The sequence below is a fragment of the Dokdonia sp. R78006 genome, from assembly GCF_042466145.1.
Classification (GTDB): Bacteria; Bacteroidota; Bacteroidia; order Flavobacteriales; family Flavobacteriaceae; genus Dokdonia.
In genome coordinates, this window is sequence record NZ_JAXHBU010000001.1 from 588126 (window position 1) to 607282 (window position 19157).

General features: G+C 37.4%; 19 protein-coding genes. 4 read left to right on the forward strand and 15 right to left on the reverse strand.

Features of this window, described 5'->3' with window-relative positions:
* Window positions 1–4: 4 nt before the first annotated feature.
* From SJY37_RS02755 to SJY37_RS02775, 5 genes are all read right to left on the reverse strand, one after another.
* Window positions 5–1462, reverse strand: coding sequence for a TolC family protein (locus tag SJY37_RS02755; protein WP_298329276.1), 1458 nt, complete (start codon window positions 1460–1462; stop codon window positions 5–7).
* Window positions 1463–1601: 139 nt separating this feature from the next.
* A complete protein-coding gene (locus SJY37_RS02760) occupies window positions 1602–2771 on the reverse strand; it encodes an efflux RND transporter periplasmic adaptor subunit (RefSeq protein ID WP_298329279.1) in 1170 nt (389 codons plus the stop codon).
* A 22-nt stretch (window positions 2772–2793) separates the two neighbouring features.
* Window positions 2794–4053, reverse strand: coding sequence for an ABC transporter permease (locus tag SJY37_RS02765; RefSeq protein ID WP_298329282.1), 1260 nt, complete (start codon window positions 4051–4053; stop codon window positions 2794–2796).
* A 101-nt stretch (window positions 4054–4154) separates the two neighbouring features.
* Window positions 4155–5399 carry an ABC transporter permease gene (locus SJY37_RS02770; RefSeq protein WP_298329285.1) on the reverse strand — a complete coding sequence of 415 codons (1245 nt, stop codon included), beginning with the start codon at window positions 5397–5399 and terminating at the stop codon, window positions 4155–4157.
* Window positions 5392–6093, reverse strand: coding sequence for an ABC transporter ATP-binding protein (locus SJY37_RS02775; RefSeq protein ID WP_298329288.1), 702 nt, complete (start codon window positions 6091–6093; stop codon window positions 5392–5394). Before SJY37_RS02775 ends, SJY37_RS02770 begins: the two co-directional genes overlap by 8 nt.
* Window positions 6094–6418: 325 nt before the next feature.
* Between SJY37_RS02775 and SJY37_RS02780 the strand changes: the two genes are divergently transcribed.
* Together SJY37_RS02780 and SJY37_RS02785 are read left to right on the forward strand one after the other, a co-directional pair.
* Complete coding sequence (locus tag SJY37_RS02780) at window positions 6419–6802, forward strand: hypothetical protein (RefSeq protein ID WP_298329291.1); 384 nt, start codon at window positions 6419–6421, stop codon at window positions 6800–6802.
* A 94-nt stretch (window positions 6803–6896) separates the two neighbouring features.
* Complete coding sequence (locus SJY37_RS02785; protein WP_298329294.1) at window positions 6897–9116, forward strand: TonB-dependent receptor plug domain-containing protein; 2220 nt, start codon at window positions 6897–6899, stop codon at window positions 9114–9116.
* Window positions 9117–9217: 101 nt separating this feature from the next.
* On the opposite strand, the gene SJY37_RS02790 is transcribed toward SJY37_RS02785, so the two are convergent.
* The 9 genes from SJY37_RS02790 to cyoE all read right to left on the reverse strand — a co-directional run bounded on the left by SJY37_RS02790 (window position 9218) and on the right by cyoE (window position 17323).
* Window positions 9218–11719 carry a TonB-dependent receptor domain-containing protein gene (locus SJY37_RS02790; protein ID WP_379952805.1) on the reverse strand — a complete coding sequence of 834 codons (2502 nt, stop codon included), beginning with the start codon at window positions 11717–11719 and terminating at the stop codon, window positions 9218–9220.
* Between the two features lie 154 nt (window positions 11720–11873).
* Window positions 11874–12152, reverse strand: a complete 279-nt coding sequence (locus tag SJY37_RS02795) for a hypothetical protein (protein WP_298329300.1) — start codon at window positions 12150–12152, stop codon at window positions 11874–11876.
* Complete coding sequence (locus SJY37_RS02800; RefSeq protein WP_298329303.1) at window positions 12153–12698, reverse strand: DUF420 domain-containing protein; 546 nt, start codon at window positions 12696–12698, stop codon at window positions 12153–12155.
* A 3-nt stretch (window positions 12699–12701) separates the two neighbouring features.
* Window positions 12702–13436, reverse strand: coding sequence for an SCO family protein (locus tag SJY37_RS02805; RefSeq protein WP_298329305.1), 735 nt, complete (start codon window positions 13434–13436; stop codon window positions 12702–12704).
* Window positions 13437–13449: 13 nt separating this feature from the next.
* Window positions 13450–14133, reverse strand: coding sequence for a hypothetical protein (locus tag SJY37_RS02810; protein ID WP_298329308.1), 684 nt, complete (start codon window positions 14131–14133; stop codon window positions 13450–13452).
* 129 nt (window positions 14134–14262) lie between these two features.
* The gene (locus tag SJY37_RS02815) at window positions 14263–14646 is read right to left on the reverse strand and encodes a cytochrome C oxidase subunit IV family protein (protein ID WP_298329310.1); all 384 of its coding nucleotides are present in this window, start codon (window positions 14644–14646) and stop codon (window positions 14263–14265) included.
* A 25-nt stretch (window positions 14647–14671) separates the two neighbouring features.
* Complete coding sequence (locus tag SJY37_RS02820) at window positions 14672–15649, reverse strand: cytochrome c oxidase subunit 3 (RefSeq protein ID WP_298329313.1); 978 nt, start codon at window positions 15647–15649, stop codon at window positions 14672–14674.
* A gap of 120 nt (window positions 15650–15769) precedes the next feature.
* Entirely contained in the window at window positions 15770–16351 is a 582-nt protein-coding gene (locus tag SJY37_RS02825) for a cytochrome c oxidase subunit 3 (protein ID WP_298329316.1), read from the reverse strand.
* Window positions 16352–17323: a heme o synthase gene (cyoE, locus tag SJY37_RS02830; protein ID WP_013751072.1), complete on the reverse strand. Its 972-nt coding sequence runs from the start codon at window positions 17321–17323 to the stop codon at window positions 16352–16354.
* Between the two features lie 75 nt (window positions 17324–17398).
* Between cyoE and SJY37_RS02835 the strand changes: the two genes are divergently transcribed.
* The gene (locus SJY37_RS02835; RefSeq protein WP_298329322.1) at window positions 17399–18283 is read left to right on the forward strand and encodes an MBL fold metallo-hydrolase; all 885 of its coding nucleotides are present in this window, start codon (window positions 17399–17401) and stop codon (window positions 18281–18283) included.
* A gap of 8 nt (window positions 18284–18291) precedes the next feature.
* Window positions 18292–18666: a glyoxalase gene (locus SJY37_RS02840; RefSeq protein ID WP_298329325.1), complete on the forward strand. Its 375-nt coding sequence runs from the start codon at window positions 18292–18294 to the stop codon at window positions 18664–18666.
* On the opposite strand, the gene SJY37_RS02845 is transcribed toward SJY37_RS02840, so the two are convergent.
* Window positions 18663–19079 carry a hypothetical protein gene (locus SJY37_RS02845; protein ID WP_298329328.1) on the reverse strand — a complete coding sequence of 139 codons (417 nt, stop codon included), beginning with the start codon at window positions 19077–19079 and terminating at the stop codon, window positions 18663–18665. The two genes, SJY37_RS02840 and SJY37_RS02845, sit on opposite strands and share 4 nt — an antisense overlap.
* Window positions 19080–19157 lie beyond the last annotated feature (78 nt).

Genomic DNA, 19157 nt, shown 5'->3' on the forward strand with positions numbered 1-19157 from the left:
TTGGTTAGAATTTTAGTTCGGTAACGGGAACTCCAAAATAGAGCTCTAATACCTTAATACGGAAAATATAATCATATTTAGAACGCGCAATCTCAATCTGTGCGTTGTCGTAACGTAATTTACTCTGACTAAAGTCAAAGGCATTTGTAAGACCTACATCATAGCGATCTTTTGCATATGCATACGCTAGCTCTTGAGACTCAACAGCTATTTTGGCCGCCTCATAACTTTCTCTTGCAGCTTTTGCATCTGTGTATGCTTGATACACCGCAGTTCTAAGGTTTTGCTCTGCTAGTTCCTTTTGAAACTCTGAGCGCATTACATTTACCTCACTACGTTTTACTTGATTTTTTACACTAAATCCGTTAAACACAGGAACCCTCAAAGATAACCCATAAGAGATACCATCATTGAGGTATAATTGCTCTATAAATGGTAATGGACCTAATTCATCAACTCCTGTAATATTAGGAGACAAACTAGTTACAATGTCACCTGTGTTACCCACAACTCCAATAGGATTTCCAGAATCTATAAAAGGAGTATCAGGATCTATAGAAGTATTAAAACCACTTGATCTATTAGACTCTCTAGTGTTATAATTAAAAAATGCATCTAGTGTAGGGTAAAAACCTGTCTTGCTTATTTCTAAATCTTTTTTGGCTATTGCTTCATTTTGTTCAGCAATTTTAAGATCATAGCGCGTTTCCTTTGCCGTCTCTATTAATACATCTGCCTGAGTATCTAAGATTCCTTCTCCTTGTACTTCATATTCCCCTTCGGCAATATCAAAGTTTGCGATATCCTTTATATTTAATAGTTGAGCTAGGTTTACAAGACCTATGGTAACACCGTTTTCGGCAGCTACTATACGTTGCCTCTCGCTTGCGTCAGTTGCGCGTATCTCTAATAGATCACCTCTAGGCAATACGCCTCCATCTACAAGTTCTTGTGTACGTAATATTTGCTCTTTAGTCACTGCGTTTTGAGTGACAATTACTTTTGCACTTTCTCTCGCAAGTAACACTTGGAGATAAGACACCGCAACATTAAGCGCGACATCATCCTTAAGCTTAGCAATATTATAATCGGCTGCGATTTTAGAAAGTTCTGCTCTGTCTAGTACTTTATGGTTTCTAAAACCATTGATTAATCGCACTCCAGAACTTACCCCAAAAGATGAGTTACGTGTTTGTTGCGTTTCTAAAACTCCAGTAAGTACGTTTTGCGTAAGACCCGTTTGCCAAGAGTTTGATGCGGTACCGTTTAAGGTAGGTAAAAATGCTCCTATTGCATCAGAGCGGTCTATGGCTGCAGTCTCTAGATCTAACTCCGTTTGCTGGATATTGATGTTATTATCTATCGCATATTGCACGCATTCTTGCAGGGTCCACTTTTTCTCTTGACTGTAAGTCGTGAGAGCGAGTAACGCTGTCATACAAAATAAGATGGCTTTTTTCATAATCTTGATTGATGTCCAATATGACTATTGAAACGGTTATATGTTACAAAAACTGTTAATTATTTTTTTTGAGAGGTTGTTACGCTTTCGCGAAAGCGTACCTAAAACACCTCTGCATGGCTATAAAATAGGTTATTATCTAGCCTCTTCCTCCTCCAAATCCAGTAGGAACTTTAAGTTGGTTCCACACCTTGATATTATCTTCTGCGGTGATTCCGCTCTTTACTTCTACAAAAATACCATCACTCACGCCTACCTCAATATCACGACGTTCAAATTCTTGATCGCCAGTAGCGACCTCAACAAATGGCTTTTTAGTTTTAGGATCATATTGTACAAGTGCCTCTTTTATCGAAAGAACATCTGTTGCCTTCTCGAGGATAATACTCGCATTTGCACTCAGTCCTGCTCTAATAAAAGTATCTGAGTTTGTACGATCTAATGTACCTTTTATTTCAAACTGGATAGCTCCATTTTCGGCTACGCCCTTAGGTGCTATATAATCAAGAGTCGCGTTAAAAGTCATATTTTCTATCGCTCCCACGGTGATTTCTAATGGTAAATCCTCTTTTATTTTACCCACCTCACTCTCGTCCACTTTTCCTTCAAAAATCATTTTATCTACATCTGCAAGCGTTGCAACGGTAGTTCCATCATTGAAATTATTGGCTTCAATTACTTGGTTTCCCGTTTTTACTGGAACGTCAAGAATCATCCCAGTAATGGTAGATCTAATCTGTGTAGTGGCAGCATTACCCAGTCCTCTGGTAGTTCCCGTTTTTATAATATCATAATTTTGAGAAGCACTTGTAAGATTCACTTGCTCCTGCTTTACACGCTGTTCTGCTTGATTATATGAATTCTGAATGCCGTCAAAATCATTTGCAGAGATTACTCCTTTATCAAAGAGCGCCTTCTGGCGGTCGTAAATACTCTTTTGGTTTGCCAGAGCAAGCTTTGCTGTTTCAACTCCCGTGCGTGCTCCTGCAATATTATTCTTTGCATTAGTAAGTGATGACGCATTAGGCACCACCTCAATTTGAGCAATAAGATCTCCAGCTTTGATATTATCTCCAGCCTCTACATAAATCTCTTTAATGATTCCAGACACGTTAGGCTTGATAAGTACTTCTTCCTTAGGAACAATGCTTCCAGTAGCTACCGTTTTCTTAACAATGGTACGACTAGTGGCTTGTTCTGTAGTATAAACAATAGGGTCTTGCTTATCCTTTGTGTAGATATACCAAATGCCTGCTGCAAATAATATGACGATTACAATAAGTGTAATAATGGTTCCTGTGCGTTTCATGGTATGAGTGGTTGATTGTGTTTTATTCTATTCTTAATGCGTCTATAGGCTTCATTTGTATTGCCCTTGATGCCGGAATAAATCCAGCTAGTAATCCTGAAACTATCAGGATAGCGAGTGCAACAAAAATGACATTTATATTTACTGATGGGTTTGCAAAATTATCTACTTTTCCTACTTGATCTAAGATGGTATTCATCACCCATATAAATCCAGCGGCAACTGCTATACCTGCCATTCCCGAAATGATAGTAAGTACTAAAGATTCTTGTAAAATCTGAGATTTAATCTCCCATGGAGTCGCTCCAAGTGCTCTGCGCACACCTATTTCTTTAGTTCGTTCTTTTACCACAATAAGCATAATATTACTTATTCCTATAACTCCAGAAAGAAGTACTAATGACCCTACAAAATAACCTACAAAGGTGAGGATAGAGAATAGCCCCATCACACGACCATATGCTTCAGATAGATCAAAATGACCTATCGCTCGTTTATCATCAGGGTGAATAGAGCGCTGCTCTCTCATGGTAGCAAATACTTGCTCCTTAATGTCTGTAATGTTGACATCTTCACTGGCAGTTATTGCCATCCACCCTACGTTATCACCTCTATTAAAAGCTTGTGAAAATGTGGTAAAAGGCACAAAAATGGTATTTGCATCCTCCTCTGCGTCTCCGCTACTTTTTGGGTTTTTAAAGGTACCTACCACTAGAAAGTTTACACCATTTATTTTGATGTAGGTGTTGAGAACATCTTCTCCATTATCATACAAACCCTTCACTACATCTTCTCCTATAACACAAATTTTACGTTTTTCATTAATATCAGAATATGAGATGTAACGCCCAGAAGTAATATCTTGAGGCTGCTGTTTTATAAATTCTGGATAATCTCCGTAGATACTAAAAGCTCCTGTTTTTTCATCGCGCGTCACATTATTCGCACCATTAAAACCACCCAGCTGATTACGTGGTGAGATATATTTAAGTTCTGGATACTTTTCTCTAAGGATCTCAACATCTTCTAGTTTAAAACTAAATCTTCTACCCTTAGGTAGTCCCTTATACGATATAGATGTCCCTTGCGACCACATAAACATAGAGTTTGTGGCAAAGTCACCAAAATCTGCCGAAACTCCGTTCTTAAGTCCGTTGGTTAATGCAAGAAGCAATACCAATATTAAGATTCCCCAGAATACACCAAATGCTGTAAGTAACGTGCGAAACTTATTTGCATTGAGGGCTTCTAATATTTCATTCCAGCGGTCTTTGCTAAACATCTTGTTATACCTTGTAAGGTGCTTTTAATTAAACGTTTGTTCCTCCTTGTATAATGGAAGTATCTTATGAGTACGCTTTCGCGAAAGCGTGATAGTTAATTTTATTCGTCTCTTAGTGCTTCTATGGGTCTAATATTTGCGGCCCTTCTAGCTGGAATATAACCCGCTAGCGCACCTGCAACTATTAATATAATCACTGTTGAAATTGCTGTTGTAAAATCTACTTGAGGAAACTTAATAAAGTCACTATCTATTTGTGGTCCTATGAGTTCCAATAAACCTACGCCTAGAAACAAACCTAAAAATCCAGCGATTGCGGTAATAAAAATAGATTCTTGTAGTATCATCCCAATGATAGAACTAGGTAATGCGCCTAGCGCCTTTCTCACTCCAATTTCTTTGGTGCGCTCTTTTACGATGATGAGCATGATGTTGCTTACTCCTACTACCCCGGCGATAATAGTTCCTATGCCTACAAACCAAAATACCATGCGTATGGTGTCTATAAGGCTATATATTTTTTGTGCTTCCTCAAGATTATAATTTACACGCACCGCGCTTCTATCATCTGGTGATATCTGATAGCGTGACTTAATCTCATCTTCAATACCCTGACTCACTGCTGCAGATAGTGCTACGGCCTCGTCAAAATTGTCGGACATTTTTACGGTAAATGCCATAGATCGCAGGTTGTCTCCTGCATTAAAAACTCTTTGCGCTGTACTAAGCGGAATGAAAATTCGAGATTCCTCGCGTTCACCTCCTGGATCTGTAAAGACTCCAGCTACAAGAAAGTTAATGCCACTTATTTTAATAGTTTCACCGATAGCATCTTCAGCTTTAAAAAGATCATTTTTTACTTTTTGACCTATGATTGCAATTTTTACGCCCTCGTCTTCGTCTTTTTGAGTGAGAAATCTGCCTGCAGAGAGTGTTGCGTTTTCTATAAATTGCTGTCCATAGTTTGCTCCTTCTATACGATAATTACCAGACTCGTTGCCATAGTTTACTTGACCACCCCAGATATTATATAATCCTGTTTTGTGCTCTAAGGCCTCACCAAACTTTGTGTTGACATTTTCATAATCACTGTTATGCATCTGGATACGCCTACCAGGATTAAGACCTGCATATTCCTTTGTAGTAACGCCCGTCCATACATTTACACGGCTTTCGGCATCTTGAGCAAATTGGGTTTTTACACCTTTTTGAATACCTGTACTAAAACCAAGTAAGATTACTAGGATAAAAATCCCTGAAGCCACTGATAGACCAGTAAGAAACGTACGAAGTTTGTTTTTTCCTATGGTCTCAAAAATCTCTTGCCAGCGTTCTACATCAAACATGATTAATTGCCTTTACTTGATTTACGAGTGTGTCATCTATAATACGACCATCTTTTAAGTTTACAATGCGTTTAGTCATCTCTGCGATATCTGGCTCGTGGGTAACAATTAAGATTGTTTTTCCTTCATCATTAATTCCCTGTATGAGATCCATCACCTCATAAGATGTCTTTGTATCCAGTGCTCCCGTAGGCTCATCTGCTAGTAATACTTTTGGGTCACTCGCAAGTGCACGCGCTATTGCGACACGTTGTTTCTGCCCTCCAGACATTTCGCTAGGTAAGTGTGTTGCCCACTGTGCAAGACCTACTTTTTCTAGATAATGCATGGCTCTGTCTGTGCGCTCTGCGCGCTTCATACCTTGGTAGTATAACGGCATAGAGACATTATCTAAAGCATTCTTATAATTGATAAGATTAAAAGACTGGAAGATAAATCCTAAGAATTTATTGCGGTATTGGGCTGCTATTTTTTCATTGAGGTTTTTGATAGGGACATTATCTAGGGTATAATCACCCTCATCTGCCTCATCAAGCATTCCAAGTATATTTAAAAGCGTCGATTTTCCAGACCCAGAAGATCCCATGATTGAAACTAGCTCTCCTTCTTTTACAGAAAAGTCTATACCCTTAAGAACGTGAAGCGAGTTGCTCCCCATCTGATACGATTTGTGAAGACCTTTTATTTCAATCATAGTCAATGGTTTATAACAATATTAACATTTAACAACTTAAATACTGTGAATTTCTTGTTAAGACTATCTGAGATGCAAGCAAGCCTTTATGCTGTAAAATGTATTGAATAGACTGTTTTTGAGAGTTTCTGTTACACCAACATATGTTAGCGTTTTGTTAAAGATAATATTATGCTTTCGCGAAAGCGTAACCCTAATTTTCTTAAACTATTCTTAAAACGAAACCCTCGAGGTCATATTACCGTAAGTTCTATAGTAGATTCACACATACAAACTGAAAACTAACCATTACATATCATCCATTACCAAAACTATCGCCTTTTGCATGGCGGTCTTTTGCTTGCTATCACCTGTACAAAAGGTGGTTTTCCAGCTTGCACACAATATTGAACATGCCATCGCGCAGGATAATCATCACAACCCACCACATCACCACGAGACTCCAGCTAGCAATCACCATGAGAATGATGTTGCTACACACCACAGTCACCGTGTTCTTACTTTTCTTAAATTGGTTTTTAACGATAATGACCAACAGCCTGAGCATTTTAAAAGCGACGAAAAATATAACACAGACAAACAATTGTCACAAACATATTACCCTACTCTAGCAAGTACTACTCCTATTGAGATAGTACATAACTGGTGGTACCTAGAGAAAAAGTACACTTCACAAAGAGATTTGGTTATACAGCCTCCACGGCTGTAGTATTCTCACTATGGAATACTGTTTTTATACTCGTCTATCGCTAGGCTAGTCATATAAACACGCACAAATACATTCAAATCTCAAATATAATTATATGAAATTCTTTCTTGGAGTTATCACGATGCTCCTTATTATCCCATTATACGGCCAGTCTATTAAAGGTGTGGTGCTAGATGAAAATGCTAGCCCAATAGAAAATGCAAATATCTTTAATAAAGAATCCGGACAGCACGCACACACGAATGCTACAGGCTTCTTTAGTATTCCTAAAACAAAAATAGGCGACTCTCTATATTTTTCTAGCCTAGGCTATGAAATCCTTCTTTATGTATTATCAGAAGGTGAAAAACAGTTGCAAATTAAGCTTGAGCCTAAGTCATTTTCACTTGACCAGGTTCTCATCGTATCTGAAGTAAACCAACTAAGCAGAATTGTAGATATAGATGTGCAAAACAATCCTGTGAAGTCATCACAAGAAATATTACGTAAAGTACCTGGACTGATTATAGGGCAGCATGCAGGTGGAGGAAAAGCAGAGCAAATTTTCTTACGTGGTTTTGATATTGATCATGGTACAGACCTCGCGCTTAGTGTAGACGGACTACCTGTTAACATGGTCTCTCACGCCCATGGACAGGGATACTCAGACTTGCACTTTGTAATACCAGAAACTATACAGAATATAGAATTTGGCAAAGGTCCTTTTAATGCTCAGCAAGGTAACTTTGCAACAGCGGGATATATTGATCTTAAACTTAAAGATGTTGTAGAAGACAATTTAATTACTCTTGAAGTTGGCCAATTTAATACCCAACGCCTTTCAGGTTTATTCCCAGTGCTTAATAAAGAGTATAGCTCGTTATACTTCGCATCAGAGATATACCTTACTGATGGACCTGTAGACTCACCACAGAACTTTAATCGTCTTAACTTGATGAGTAAGTATATTTATGCCAAACCTGGAGAGGAAGAGCTAGACATTACATTATCACACTTTCAGAGTAAATGGGATGCCTCTGGTCAAATACCACAAAGAGCTGTAGATGCTGGATTAATAGGCCGTTTTGGAGCAATAGATGATACCGAAGGTGGTACTACGAGTAGAAGTAATATCTCTCTCAACTACACTAAAAACTTAAATGATAGTGACACTTTTAAGACCAATGCCTTTTTATCAAAATATGATTTTGAGTTGTATTCAAACTTCACCTTCTTTCTTGAGGACCCTGTAAATGGTGACCAGATAAGACAGCACGAAGACCGCGTATTAATGGGTGTTCAAAGTTCTTTTGAGCGTAAGGATACAGAGGTTGCTGGTTTTAATCTAGATTATCAAACGGGTGTAGGTTTTAGATATGATGATGTGAATGATGTAGAATTGTCACGCACAAAAAATCGTCGTGAGACACTGGAAAATCTATCCTTAGGTGATGTAGATGAGCTCAACGCATTTGGTTACTTTAATGCCGAATTTAAAAAAGGAGATTGGAACATTAATCCGTCTGTACGCTTAGACTATTTTAAGTTTGACTATGTGAATGAGCTAAGTCCTGTTTATGATAATCGCAGCGAAAACAAGGTAGCCTTTAGCCCTAAGCTTAATGTGATTTACACACCGTCCACTACATTTCAATATTTCCTTAAAACTGGTATAGGTTTTCACTCTAATGACACACGCGTAGTTGTAGCAAATGAAGGTGAAGATATTTTACCAGCGGCTTATGGTGTTGACATAGGTACTATTATTAAACCAGCCGACCGCCTTGTGGTCAATGCTGCATTATGGAGCTTATTTCTAGACCAAGAGTTTGTATATGTAGGTGATGCAGGAATTGTAGAACCTAGTGGACGCTCTCGCAGAGTAGGTATTGAGCTAGGTGCTAGATACCAGTTTAACGATTGGTTATACGCATACTCAGATGTAAACTATACGTATGCTAGAAGCACAGACGAACCTAATGGAGCAGATTTAATACCACTAGCACCCGACTTTACGGCAGTAGGAGGAATTAATGTAGATAACTTAGGTGCGTTTTCCGGATCGCTTTCTTACCGCTTTATTGATGATAGAGCAGCAAATGAAGACAACTCAATCGTAGCAGACGGTTATTTTGTTACAGATATGAATCTCAACTATAAAGTAAAAAACTGGACGTACGGAATTGTGATCGAAAATCTATTTGACACTGAATGGAATGAAACTCAATTTGCTACAGAAAGTAGATTGTTTAATGAGACACAGTCTGTAGAGGAGATTCACTTTACGCCTGGTGTTCCTTTCTTTTTAAGAGGAAAAATCTCTGTTTCTTTCTAAACAAACGATTTGTTTTATTACCTAAAAAAGTAAAGGTGGACGGTTATACCGTCCACCTTTTTTTATTTGGAAAATTACGCTTTCGCGAAAGCTAAAAAAGTCTATCCTTCAAAATCATCTTCTCCTTCACCACCACCTCGGGTACCACGCTCACGTTTCTTCTTTTGATTAAATCTATACGTAAATGCTAGATTAACCGAGCGAACTCTAAACTGGAATTCACTATCACTTGTAAAAGAATCTGTGGTAGTAAGTGATTGTCTCTTACTTGAATTAAATACGTCGCTCACGTTTAAAGCAAGTGTCGCGTTATCATTAAGTATGTCTTTACTAAATGCTAGGTTTGTAAATAAGAAACCTTCTGTATCTGTCTGTGCATTGTTGCTAGGACCTCTGTAGAAAATATTAGTTTGCCAGTCAATTTTATATGGTAAGGTTACTTTTGCACTTCCTCTTGTAAAGAAGCTAAAGTTACTTGCACCATAATCCACACCATTAAAAGAACCGTTTGTTTCAAATAAGAATGCATTTGCACTCAAGTTTAATCGCAACCATTTATTAGGATTGTACAGAACACCTAATTCTGCTCCATAACGCTCGTTTGTACTTAAGTTAATAGGAAGTGTTCTAATGATAGGCACTCCATTTGCAGTTACTAATCCTGTATCTTCTTGAATACGCTCAAAAGAATCTGTCTCATACTGGTAGTACACAGATGATGTAAGTGTCAACTTATCCCATCTTTTTAAATATCCTAGATCATATGCACTTGCAAATGATGGTACAAGATCCGGGTTTCCTTGGAAGATGTTTGCTTCACTTGAACGCGATGGAAAAGGGTTAATAAAACGACCTCTTGGTCTGTTAATACGTCTGTTGAAACCTAAAGTAATATTCTCACGCTCATTAAACTCATAAGTAAGATTTAATGTAGGGAATAAACCATCTGTTTGGTTGTCAAAATCAAGATTAGTACCTAGTGGATTATCATCAGAAATTACTGCATCTACCGTTCCTTGCTGTCTTGTATTTTCATAACGAAGCCCTGCTAAGAAAGAAAAATCACCAAACTTATCTCCATACTGTGTGTAGATTGCGTGTACATCTTCTTTGTAAGTAAAAATGTTAGACAAGCCGTCATCTCTTATAAATGTACCTCCTGCAACATCTTCTTCTAGAAGTGTGTAATCTGTTTCTGTTTCTTCAAAGTTTCCTCTATATCCTATCTCAAACTGAGCAGTCTCACCTATAGGTCGCACATAATCTATTTGCGCTAGGTATTCTGTTTGATCTTCAATCTGAGTAATATCTTCTGTAGGTAGGTTTTCTAAAGTTGGGAAAGAGTTAAACTCTGTAATAAGAGAAGTTTCTGTTTCCTCATCTCTAGCATATTGTAAAGCTGCGGTAAGCTCGTGCCCAGACTCATCAAACTTTGTAATAGAATTAAGTGAGAATTGATAGGTCATGTCCTCTTCATTCTCGCGCTCAAGTCTCGTTCTTGATACTGTCAATTCATTATCTGGTGTAAACTCACTGGTAAAGTTATCTGTACCAGAATCGTTATCTCCTAATCTTAAGAAACCACTTGCAGTTACAGATGTTTTTTCCGTTAGAAAATACTCAATACCTAAGTTAGTATTAAACCCCCCACGGTTTCTATCAAAATCTCTATCCTCTCTAAGAATACGATCTATCTCACTTGTAAAAGTCTGCTCACCATCTGCTCCTATTTCTGATGCAAAATATTGATTTTCGGCAGAAGCATTTCCTGGAGAAGTACGTTTACTATACCCAGTGGTATTAAAAATATTAAACTTATCTGTTCTTAGGTTTATATTTCCTGTGATTCCGTAACGTTCTGGGTAGCCTACATTAGTCTGTATAGAACCATTAAGACCTAATGTTTTCTCTTTCTTAAGTATAATGTTGAGTATACCTGCCGTTCCTTCTGCATCATAACGAGCTGATGGAGATGTAATCACCTCTACACGTTCAATGGCATCTGCTGGTAACTGACTCAACGCATCTACAGATCCAAAACCTGCAATTGCAGATGGTCTACCATTAATTAAAATACGCACGTTTCCATTACCTCTTAAGGCTATAGCTCCATCCACATCCACTGTAACAGAGGGTACATTACTAAGTGCATCACTTACTGTCGCACCACTTGTGGTAAGATCTTTTCCTATATTATAAATCTTTTTATCCAGTCGTACTTGAACTTCTGTAGTCTCTGCACGCACGATTACTTCATCCAGAGATTGAGAATCTATGGCTAGTGTTTGTGTAGGTAAGGTAGTGTCCTTAATAAGACGTTGAGCAGAAAGTACTTTTGTTTCAAACGAGATAAACTCAAACTTCACATCATATACGCCTGCTGGTAATTCTATGCGATATTTTCCAGATGGATCTGTGATCCCCCCTGTTACCACATTACCATCTGCAGTGGCAAATGATACTGTTGCATACTCTAAAGGTATGTTAGTCTCTGCCTCCATTACTGTACCAGTAATAACAACATCTGGTCGATCTCCACCAGGTCGCTGTGCTACAGCAACTAAGGAAAATGACAGTAATAAAAGGGTAATAAAATTTTTCATCCGTTTGATAGTTTGGTTCTAAAATTAGACACGCAAATTACGGATGGGTTTAGTCGGGTTGTCCTAAGGTTTTGTTAAAGAATAATAAGTATTAAACCTTGGAGCAACTAAAGGAAAAATCAACTGAGAGCAAGTGAGTTGAAAACAGTAACTTTTACGACTCAATATGCTTTTCTTGTGACTCACTAGAAGCATTTTTTCTAGATTTATAAACGAAGTAGAAAACACCACCCACAAGGATATAAGGAATTACCATAAGGTACTTTATTCCATTATTTATTCCTTTGGCAGTACTGTTATCCTCTTCAGATTCTAGGACTGCACGACACATGGCGCACTGAGTAGTAGATGCTGCCACTGTTGCATTTAAGTCCGCTTTCGCGAAAGCGCAACAGAAAAACATTACAACTAGTACTTGTTTAAGATTTTTCATCTAGTGGATGTAATAAGGAGAGATCATTAAATACACAATAACACCAGTAATTGCAACATACAACCATATAGGAAAAGTGATGCGTGCGAGCTTTCTGTGTTTATCAAAGCGCTCTGCAAGTGCTCTTACATATGTAAACAATACCAATGGTATGATAATTATAGATAGTGCTATGTGCGTTATCAAAATAAAGAAATACACATAACGTATGATACCCTCACCACCAAAACTTGTAGAGTCTGATGTCATGTGATAAGCAACGTACATCAATAAAAACAATACAGATAATCCGATAGCTGTCTTCATTAAACGCTCATGAAGTGTGCGATTTCCATTTTTTATGGCGCGCACCGCTAGTATCAACACAATAGCTGTAAGTCCATTTATAGTAGCGTAAACTGGAGGCAAGAATGTAAGTGGTTCTACATCTATACCGTAATCCTTAAGCTTAATACCAAATAATATAGCAACGGCTATAGGAATCACTATGGATAAAATAATGATCCAAACTCTGTATTTCTTTTCTGTAGGGTTAAGTGTACTCATAATCTATTTAAGTAATTTCTGTATATCTTCAATAAGTATATCTATCTCTGGCGTTTCTCCTCCTTCTGGCACGTTCTCATTCATAGGGACAAATCCTCTGTAATAAGGTTTAGCATTGCCATATGGGTCTAATCTAGAGCGTATGAAACCATTTTGATCAATAAGTGCAAATAGACCTGAGTGGTATAAGTCACTCTCATCTCCTTCTTCATTAGTAGCAAGATAAAAACCTTCATTAGAAAGCTTTCTAATAACAGAACGATCGCCAGTCATGAAGTTCCAATTAGGATTAGTTACTCCATATTCTTCTTGATACTTTTTAAGCACCTCTGGTTGGTCGTGCTCTGGATCGATAGAGAAAGAAGCAATTCCAAAATCATCACGACCTTCAAACCTCTTTGATATTTCAATCAAATTATGACTCATTGGGATACAAATATCTGTACATCTCGTAAAGAAAAACTCTACTAGGTATACTTTGCCCTTGTAATCTGCATTTGTAATAGTATCGTTATCTTGATTTACAAATGAAAACGGTGGGACTTTTCTATCTACTCCACCTTGATTAATATAGATTAAACCATCTGGTGCATCATTAATCTTCTCACCACCCTCTTGATGCATTCTACCACCGCGGGATACATCATCATTTGCTATGCGCTTGTAAATCTTTGGGATTACAATAATCCCAAAAATGAGCACAATGGCAGCTATTCCTATATATGTATTTTTTCTCATGACTTAATAGCTATTACTTGTTATCTCTGCGTTGCTCAATCTTAGGACTTGCATTATTATTCTTCTTGAGTGCCAGTCTATATTCTGCCAGTAATATTTTTACGTCATCTTTGAGATAACCCATTTCTACAGCTTGTGTAAAATCATAGCCGTACACATTTGCCTTCTTTTCCTCGTGACCAGAACGTAACGCTCTTGCCTTATCTATCACAAACACATTAGGATGTCCGCCATCATTCATCATAGAAAGTGAGGTACCTAGTGTATTAAAATGCTCTTGAGTTTGTTGCTTTGATGCTACGATGAAGCGCATTTTTGAAGTGTCAAAAATACGTGATAATTCTGCTCTTAGATTATCGATCACTTCTTCACTTCCTTCATTTACAAATAAAACCAATTGGAAATCTGTATAACGCTCAAAGTATTTGAATATCATTAAATTCAAATTAGCCGTATAGCCTTCATTGCTTTTAAGCCCATCACCTAGGTAACCAACTAAAGTTATGTGATCATCAAATGTAAGTGGAGCTTCAGGTGTTGTTTCTGTTCTAATTTCTTGGTCTGCATACCTATTAATGTCTGCTACTTCTGGCGTAAGCAAAGGTAAATTTGCAAAGTTGTAAACTCCAGACGCAAAGAAGAGATAGATAAGCACTGGCAGCACAAAAAGCGATATGAGAACGATTTTCTTTTTCATGTTACAAAGATAAATCTCAAGAAGTAATCGAGCTTATAATTGGTTTCAATTTTTATGAAATAACGCTTTCGCGAAAGCGTAACTACAAGACATAAAAAAAGCGACTCGAAAGTCGCTTTTAATTATTTATTAGAAATTCCAGCTCTGGAATCCTGTGTTGTAAACTTCAAAGATGTAATCACCTTCTGTAAGTAATATGAAAACCAAGTAAGATATAAGGAAAATACCTGTCCATACTACTGCTCTTCGTAATCCTTTTACTTCGTCACGCATGTGCATGAAATCCCAAGTGATGTAATATGCCTTTACAATCGTAAGAATTATGAAGATCCAGTTAAGGAGTTTCATTCTTATAAATGTAGTTTCAATTAAAAACTCTGGCTTTATAATACCTAGAACAACTTCTACAGCTGTGATAATAGAGAGAAATATTAATACTCCCCAGATCTTCTGAATGTTATTCTTGAACTTTAATGTTCCTCTAAATATTGCAAGTTTATGTTCGTGTGCCATAATATATAATAGTCTGAAAGGTAAATTAAACTAGGTAGAAGAATGTAAATACAAATACCCATACAAGGTCTACAAAGTGCCAGTATAAACCAACCTTTTCAACCATCTCATAGTGTCCTCTTCTCTCGTATGTTCCAAGAACTACATTGAAGAAAATAATGATATTAATCATTACACCAGAAAATACGTGAAAACCATGAAATCCTGTAATAAAGAAAAAGAAGTCTGCAAAGAGTGGCGCTCCATATTCATTGTGAATAAGGTTTGCTCCTTCTACTACAAGTTTTCCATCCTTAGCTAGTTTGGCAAGAGATTCTTCTCTTGACAATACCGTCTTCTCTCCATTTTCTGTAAGAGTTTGGATACGAATTAATGCATTAGGAGTAGCTTCAAAACCAGCTTTTACTTCTTCAATTGAGTATGTAGTAGGTGCAGCCTCGTCTGAAAACCAAACTCCATTTTTATTAAGGTGTTGCTCTCGCTCTCCTACTTGTGTAATTGCAAAATCACCAAGTGCCATACGCTTACCATCTGTATCAACAAACTGAAGTATCTTACCTCCTTTTGTTTCTACTGCTCCGTAATCACCTTTAATAAAAGTAGCCCACTCCCATCCTTGTGATCCCACGAAGATGATACCACCTATAATTGTAAGGAACATGTAGAATGCTACACTTTTATGCTTTAAGTGGTGTCCTGCATCCACAGCAAGTACCATAGTTACAGAAGACATAATCAATACAAACGTCATAAACGCCACGTATATCATAGGGAAATTTCCGTGTATGAAAGGTACGTGTGTAAATACTTCGTCGGCTATTGGCCAAGCATCAATAAATTTAAATCTAGAAAAACCATATGCGGCTAGAAAGCCAGAAAAGGTTAATGCATCTGATAAGATGAAAAACCACATCATTAGTTTTCCGTAGCTCGCTCTTAGTGGTTTATTACCACCACCCCAAGTTGTTCCCTCGGCGTCGTTGTTTGTCACTGTCGTGTCCATTCGTAAGAATTGGTTAATTTAATGGTTGCAAAAATAAGTATTTTATGTTCAGATATCAACACTGAACCCTCGATTTATAATCGTTTTAGATACGTGTCAATATAACAATGTATCGCTAGTCTACTTTGTTACAAATAAAAGCACAAATAAAAATACCCAAAGAATATCTAAAAAGTGCCAAAACGTTACCCCTAGTGTTAATCCTAAATGTTCTGCTGCAGAATATTTGCCTCTTAAATGATTGATAATTACTGTAATTAACGATATAAAACCAGCAATAAGGTGTGCAATGTGCACCGCAATTATAAGAAAGAAAAACGTAGTTGTAATATTACTAGACGCTCCTGTAAAATAATATCCTTGTTCTTGAAACGCACTAAATCCTGCAAACTGGGAAACCACAAATCCTATTCCTAGCGCTAGTGTAAGCATTAAAAATAAAGTTCCCATTGAATTTTTACCGCTTATGATAGCATTTTTGGCAAGATGTATCGTGATACTACTTATTACGATTAAGACTGTAGAAACTATAAGCGCCTGCGGAAAATCATAGTTTTCTAACCAGTCACGACGTTCCATACTTACAATATATGCACTCGTAAGTCCTGCAAATGTCATACACAAACTTATAATCCCAAACCACAACATCTGCTTTTTAGCACGATCTAGTTTCAACTTTTCACCTCCTTGAGTATAATCCATCTATCTTAAAAATTTATCTATTACAAAAACAATTTGAAGTAGTGTAATGTAAGTCACACTTGAAAGCATTAGTCGTTTGGCTGTTTTTGCATCTCTGTTTTGGTACAATTTAATTGCCCAATACAGCATAAATAATCCTAGTGCCCCAACGATAATTGCAGACACAGGTGTTAAAAATAAATCTCCAGTAACCCCAAATGCAGGTATAATCGAGATAAGTACTGTCCATACCGTGTATAACACGATTTGAACTGCAGTTCCTTTATCACGTTTTCCCGTAGGTAACATAGCAAAGCCTCCTTTTTTATAGTCATCAAAAAGAAACCACCCTATTGCCCAAAAATGAGGGAACTGCCAGAAAAATTGTATCATAAATAACGTCCCAGGCTCTATACCAAAATCGTTAGTAGCAGCAACCCAACCTAACATGTAAGGTATCGCCCCTGGAAATGCCCCTACAAAAACAGATAAAGGTGTCTTCGTTTTTAAGGGAGTATATAACAGTACATACATAAATATAGAAATTCCTCCAAACATTGCTGTCTGAGGATTTATGTAATACAATGTGCCTAAACCTAGAATCGTAAATGTAATTGCTATTAAGAGCGCCTTTTGCTTAGACATCCTTCCGGAAGCTACAGGTCTATTTTTTGTGCGATCCATCAAGGCGTCTAGATCTTTCTCTAGCACCTGATTATACGCATTTGACGCGCCTACCATAAAGTAGCCTCCTACAGCTAGCAGCAACACAATAAACCAGTCTATCTCTGTGGCTCCAAGAAAATATCCTGCAACACTAGAAAACACTACGCTTATAGATAAACGCATCTTTGTGATTTCTTTAAAATCGTACCAGGCAGAGTAGGTATTCGTATGTATGGCGACGTCGCTCAAAGACAGTAGGTTTAGCAATTTTTTAAGTGGTGCAAAGATACTGCCCAAAAGGAATCTGCACAACAAAACGACAAGCATAATAGGTTGTTAAAATTACGCTTTCGCGAAAGCGCAACTACATCAATACGACTACCTTTATAAAAAAACTCAAAAATGAAACACTTTACACTCATTATCATCGCACTAATAACTGCTGCAGCTACTGCACAAGGACGTTTTGACGATGTACAAATTACTGTTGAAAAAGTTACAGATCACATCTATATGCTTCAAGGAGCTGGTGGAAACATAGGAATTTCTACTGGAAAAGATGGCGTTTTTATGATAGATGATCAGTTTGCACCTCTTAGCAAGAAAATCACAACTGCTATTAAAACCATATCTGATCAGCCTGTGAGTTTCTTGGTCAACACTCATTTTCATGGTGACCACACTGGAGGAAATGCAAATTTTGAGGCCACTGGAGCAATGATTGTAGCTCATGATAATGTACGTAAGAGACTAGCAGCCGACGAGAAAACAGCAAATGCGGGACTCCCTGTAATCACTTTTAGTGAAGATGCTACTTTCTATCAAAATGACGATGACGTATTTTTAACCCATGTACATAATGCACATACAGACGGAGATGCGCTTGTTTATTTTGCGCAGAGTAATGTACTACATACTGGAGACACTTTCTTTAACGGCAACTTCCCTTTTATAGATACAAACCGCGGCGGAAGTATTCAGGGAGATATTGATGCAGCAAAGAAAGGACTCATGCTTATCAATGAGGATACTAAAATAATTCCTGGACATGGAAATCTAGCAACAAAAGCAGATTATCAAAAATATCACGATATGCTAGTAGACGTATACACTTCAGTTTTCAAAGCAATGGAAAACAATAAAACCCTTGAAGAAGTAACCGCAATGGAGTCAATCACATCTGAATATCTTACAGACGAAGCGTCTGCAAAGAGTTTTATAACTGGTCCAAAATTTAGAAGTACTGTTTATAAAAGCATCCTTGAGAATATTGACACCAATAAATAATACATCATATGAATCCAACGGCTAAATCCATCAGACCATTTATAGGTGCTACTGACTTTATTTCCTCAAGAAGGTTTTACACTTCCATTGGTTTTAAGGAAACAGTTATCTCCTATAATATGTCACTATTCACAATGGATGACTTTGGGTTTTACTTGCAAGATGCTTATGTAAAAGACTGGATAGACAACACGATGGTGTTTCTAGAAGTGCAACATCTAGATGAATACCTCACACACCTCGAGTCGCTTGATTTGGCTACATTATTTAAAGGCGTTAAGATTTCAAAAATTGTTGAGAATGACTGGGGAAGAGAGTTTTTCTTACACGATCCATCAGGAGTCTTGTGGCATATTGGGTCGTTTACTAATCGCCCGTCTTAATCTACAATATACTCTACAGAATCATACACCAAAGCCGACCAACCATAGTCGGCTTTTTGCTTGTTGAACTTTAAGCCTATTAGCTGCGCACCTTGATATCCTTTAGTTTTATCTATTTCAATATGATTTGCATCTTCCTCTGAAATTACCAAACATAACTTCCCGCAGAATGCATTACCATAAGCAGTAACTACGAGGTAATGTTGCCCAAAGATTTCCTCACGCATTTCATAATAATAATCTACTTCTGGGCTTTCCTTTATCAAGCGATAGAGCTCTGCTTGATATTCCTTACTATTATATGAGTTTGCAGCAAGAATGTGATTGCGCTGTGCGCTTTGACAGTTCTCTTCTTGACAAGAACATAAGAAACATAGCACTATTATCCCCAAGGTGGTGATTCTAGATAACATATCGTTTTAGTGATTGATGAAGTAGTTTCTTGTCTAGAGCTATAACGACTTCATAATCGCAAATATTACACAATCACT

What these genes read in the sequence shown, in the direction of transcription:
- SJY37_RS02815 (WP_298329310.1), bottom strand. Translation starts at nt 14,646, where the DNA reads ATGGCACACGAACATAAACTTGCAATATTTAGAGGAACATTAAAGTTC.
- SJY37_RS02785 (WP_298329294.1), top strand. Translation starts at nt 6,897, where the DNA reads ATGAAATTCTTTCTTGGAGTTATCACGATGCTCCTTATTATCCCATTA.
- SJY37_RS02775 (WP_298329288.1), bottom strand. Translation starts at nt 6,093, where the DNA reads ATGATTGAAATAAAAGGTCTTCACAAATCGTATCAGATGGGGAGCAAC.
- SJY37_RS02845 (WP_298329328.1), bottom strand. Translation starts at nt 19,079, where the DNA reads ATGTTATCTAGAATCACCACCTTGGGGATAATAGTGCTATGTTTCTTA.
- SJY37_RS02760 (WP_298329279.1), bottom strand. Translation starts at nt 2,771, where the DNA reads ATGAAACGCACAGGAACCATTATTACACTTATTGTAATCGTCATATTA.
- SJY37_RS02780 (WP_298329291.1), top strand. Translation starts at nt 6,419, where the DNA reads ATGGCGGTCTTTTGCTTGCTATCACCTGTACAAAAGGTGGTTTTCCAG.
- SJY37_RS02840 (WP_298329325.1), top strand. Translation starts at nt 18,292, where the DNA reads ATGAATCCAACGGCTAAATCCATCAGACCATTTATAGGTGCTACTGAC.
- SJY37_RS02765 (WP_298329282.1), bottom strand. Translation starts at nt 4,053, where the DNA reads ATGTTTAGCAAAGACCGCTGGAATGAAATATTAGAAGCCCTCAATGCA.
- SJY37_RS02790 (WP_379952805.1), bottom strand. Translation starts at nt 11,719, where the DNA reads ATGAAAAATTTTATTACCCTTTTATTACTGTCATTTTCCTTAGTTGCT.
- cyoE (WP_013751072.1), bottom strand. Translation starts at nt 17,323, where the DNA reads ATGCTTGTCGTTTTGTTGTGCAGATTCCTTTTGGGCAGTATCTTTGCA.
- SJY37_RS02820 (WP_298329313.1), bottom strand. Translation starts at nt 15,649, where the DNA reads ATGGACACGACAGTGACAAACAACGACGCCGAGGGAACAACTTGGGGT.
- SJY37_RS02805 (WP_298329305.1), bottom strand. Translation starts at nt 13,436, where the DNA reads ATGAGAAAAAATACATATATAGGAATAGCTGCCATTGTGCTCATTTTT.
- SJY37_RS02810 (WP_298329308.1), bottom strand. Translation starts at nt 14,133, where the DNA reads ATGAAAAAGAAAATCGTTCTCATATCGCTTTTTGTGCTGCCAGTGCTT.
- SJY37_RS02800 (WP_298329303.1), bottom strand. Translation starts at nt 12,698, where the DNA reads ATGAGTACACTTAACCCTACAGAAAAGAAATACAGAGTTTGGATCATT.
- SJY37_RS02755 (WP_298329276.1), bottom strand. Translation starts at nt 1,462, where the DNA reads ATGAAAAAAGCCATCTTATTTTGTATGACAGCGTTACTCGCTCTCACG.
- SJY37_RS02770 (WP_298329285.1), bottom strand. Translation starts at nt 5,399, where the DNA reads ATGTTTGATGTAGAACGCTGGCAAGAGATTTTTGAGACCATAGGAAAA.
- SJY37_RS02835 (WP_298329322.1), top strand. Translation starts at nt 17,399, where the DNA reads ATGAAACACTTTACACTCATTATCATCGCACTAATAACTGCTGCAGCT.
- SJY37_RS02795 (WP_298329300.1), bottom strand. Translation starts at nt 12,152, where the DNA reads ATGAAAAATCTTAAACAAGTACTAGTTGTAATGTTTTTCTGTTGCGCT.
- SJY37_RS02825 (WP_298329316.1), bottom strand. Translation starts at nt 16,351, where the DNA reads ATGGATTATACTCAAGGAGGTGAAAAGTTGAAACTAGATCGTGCTAAA.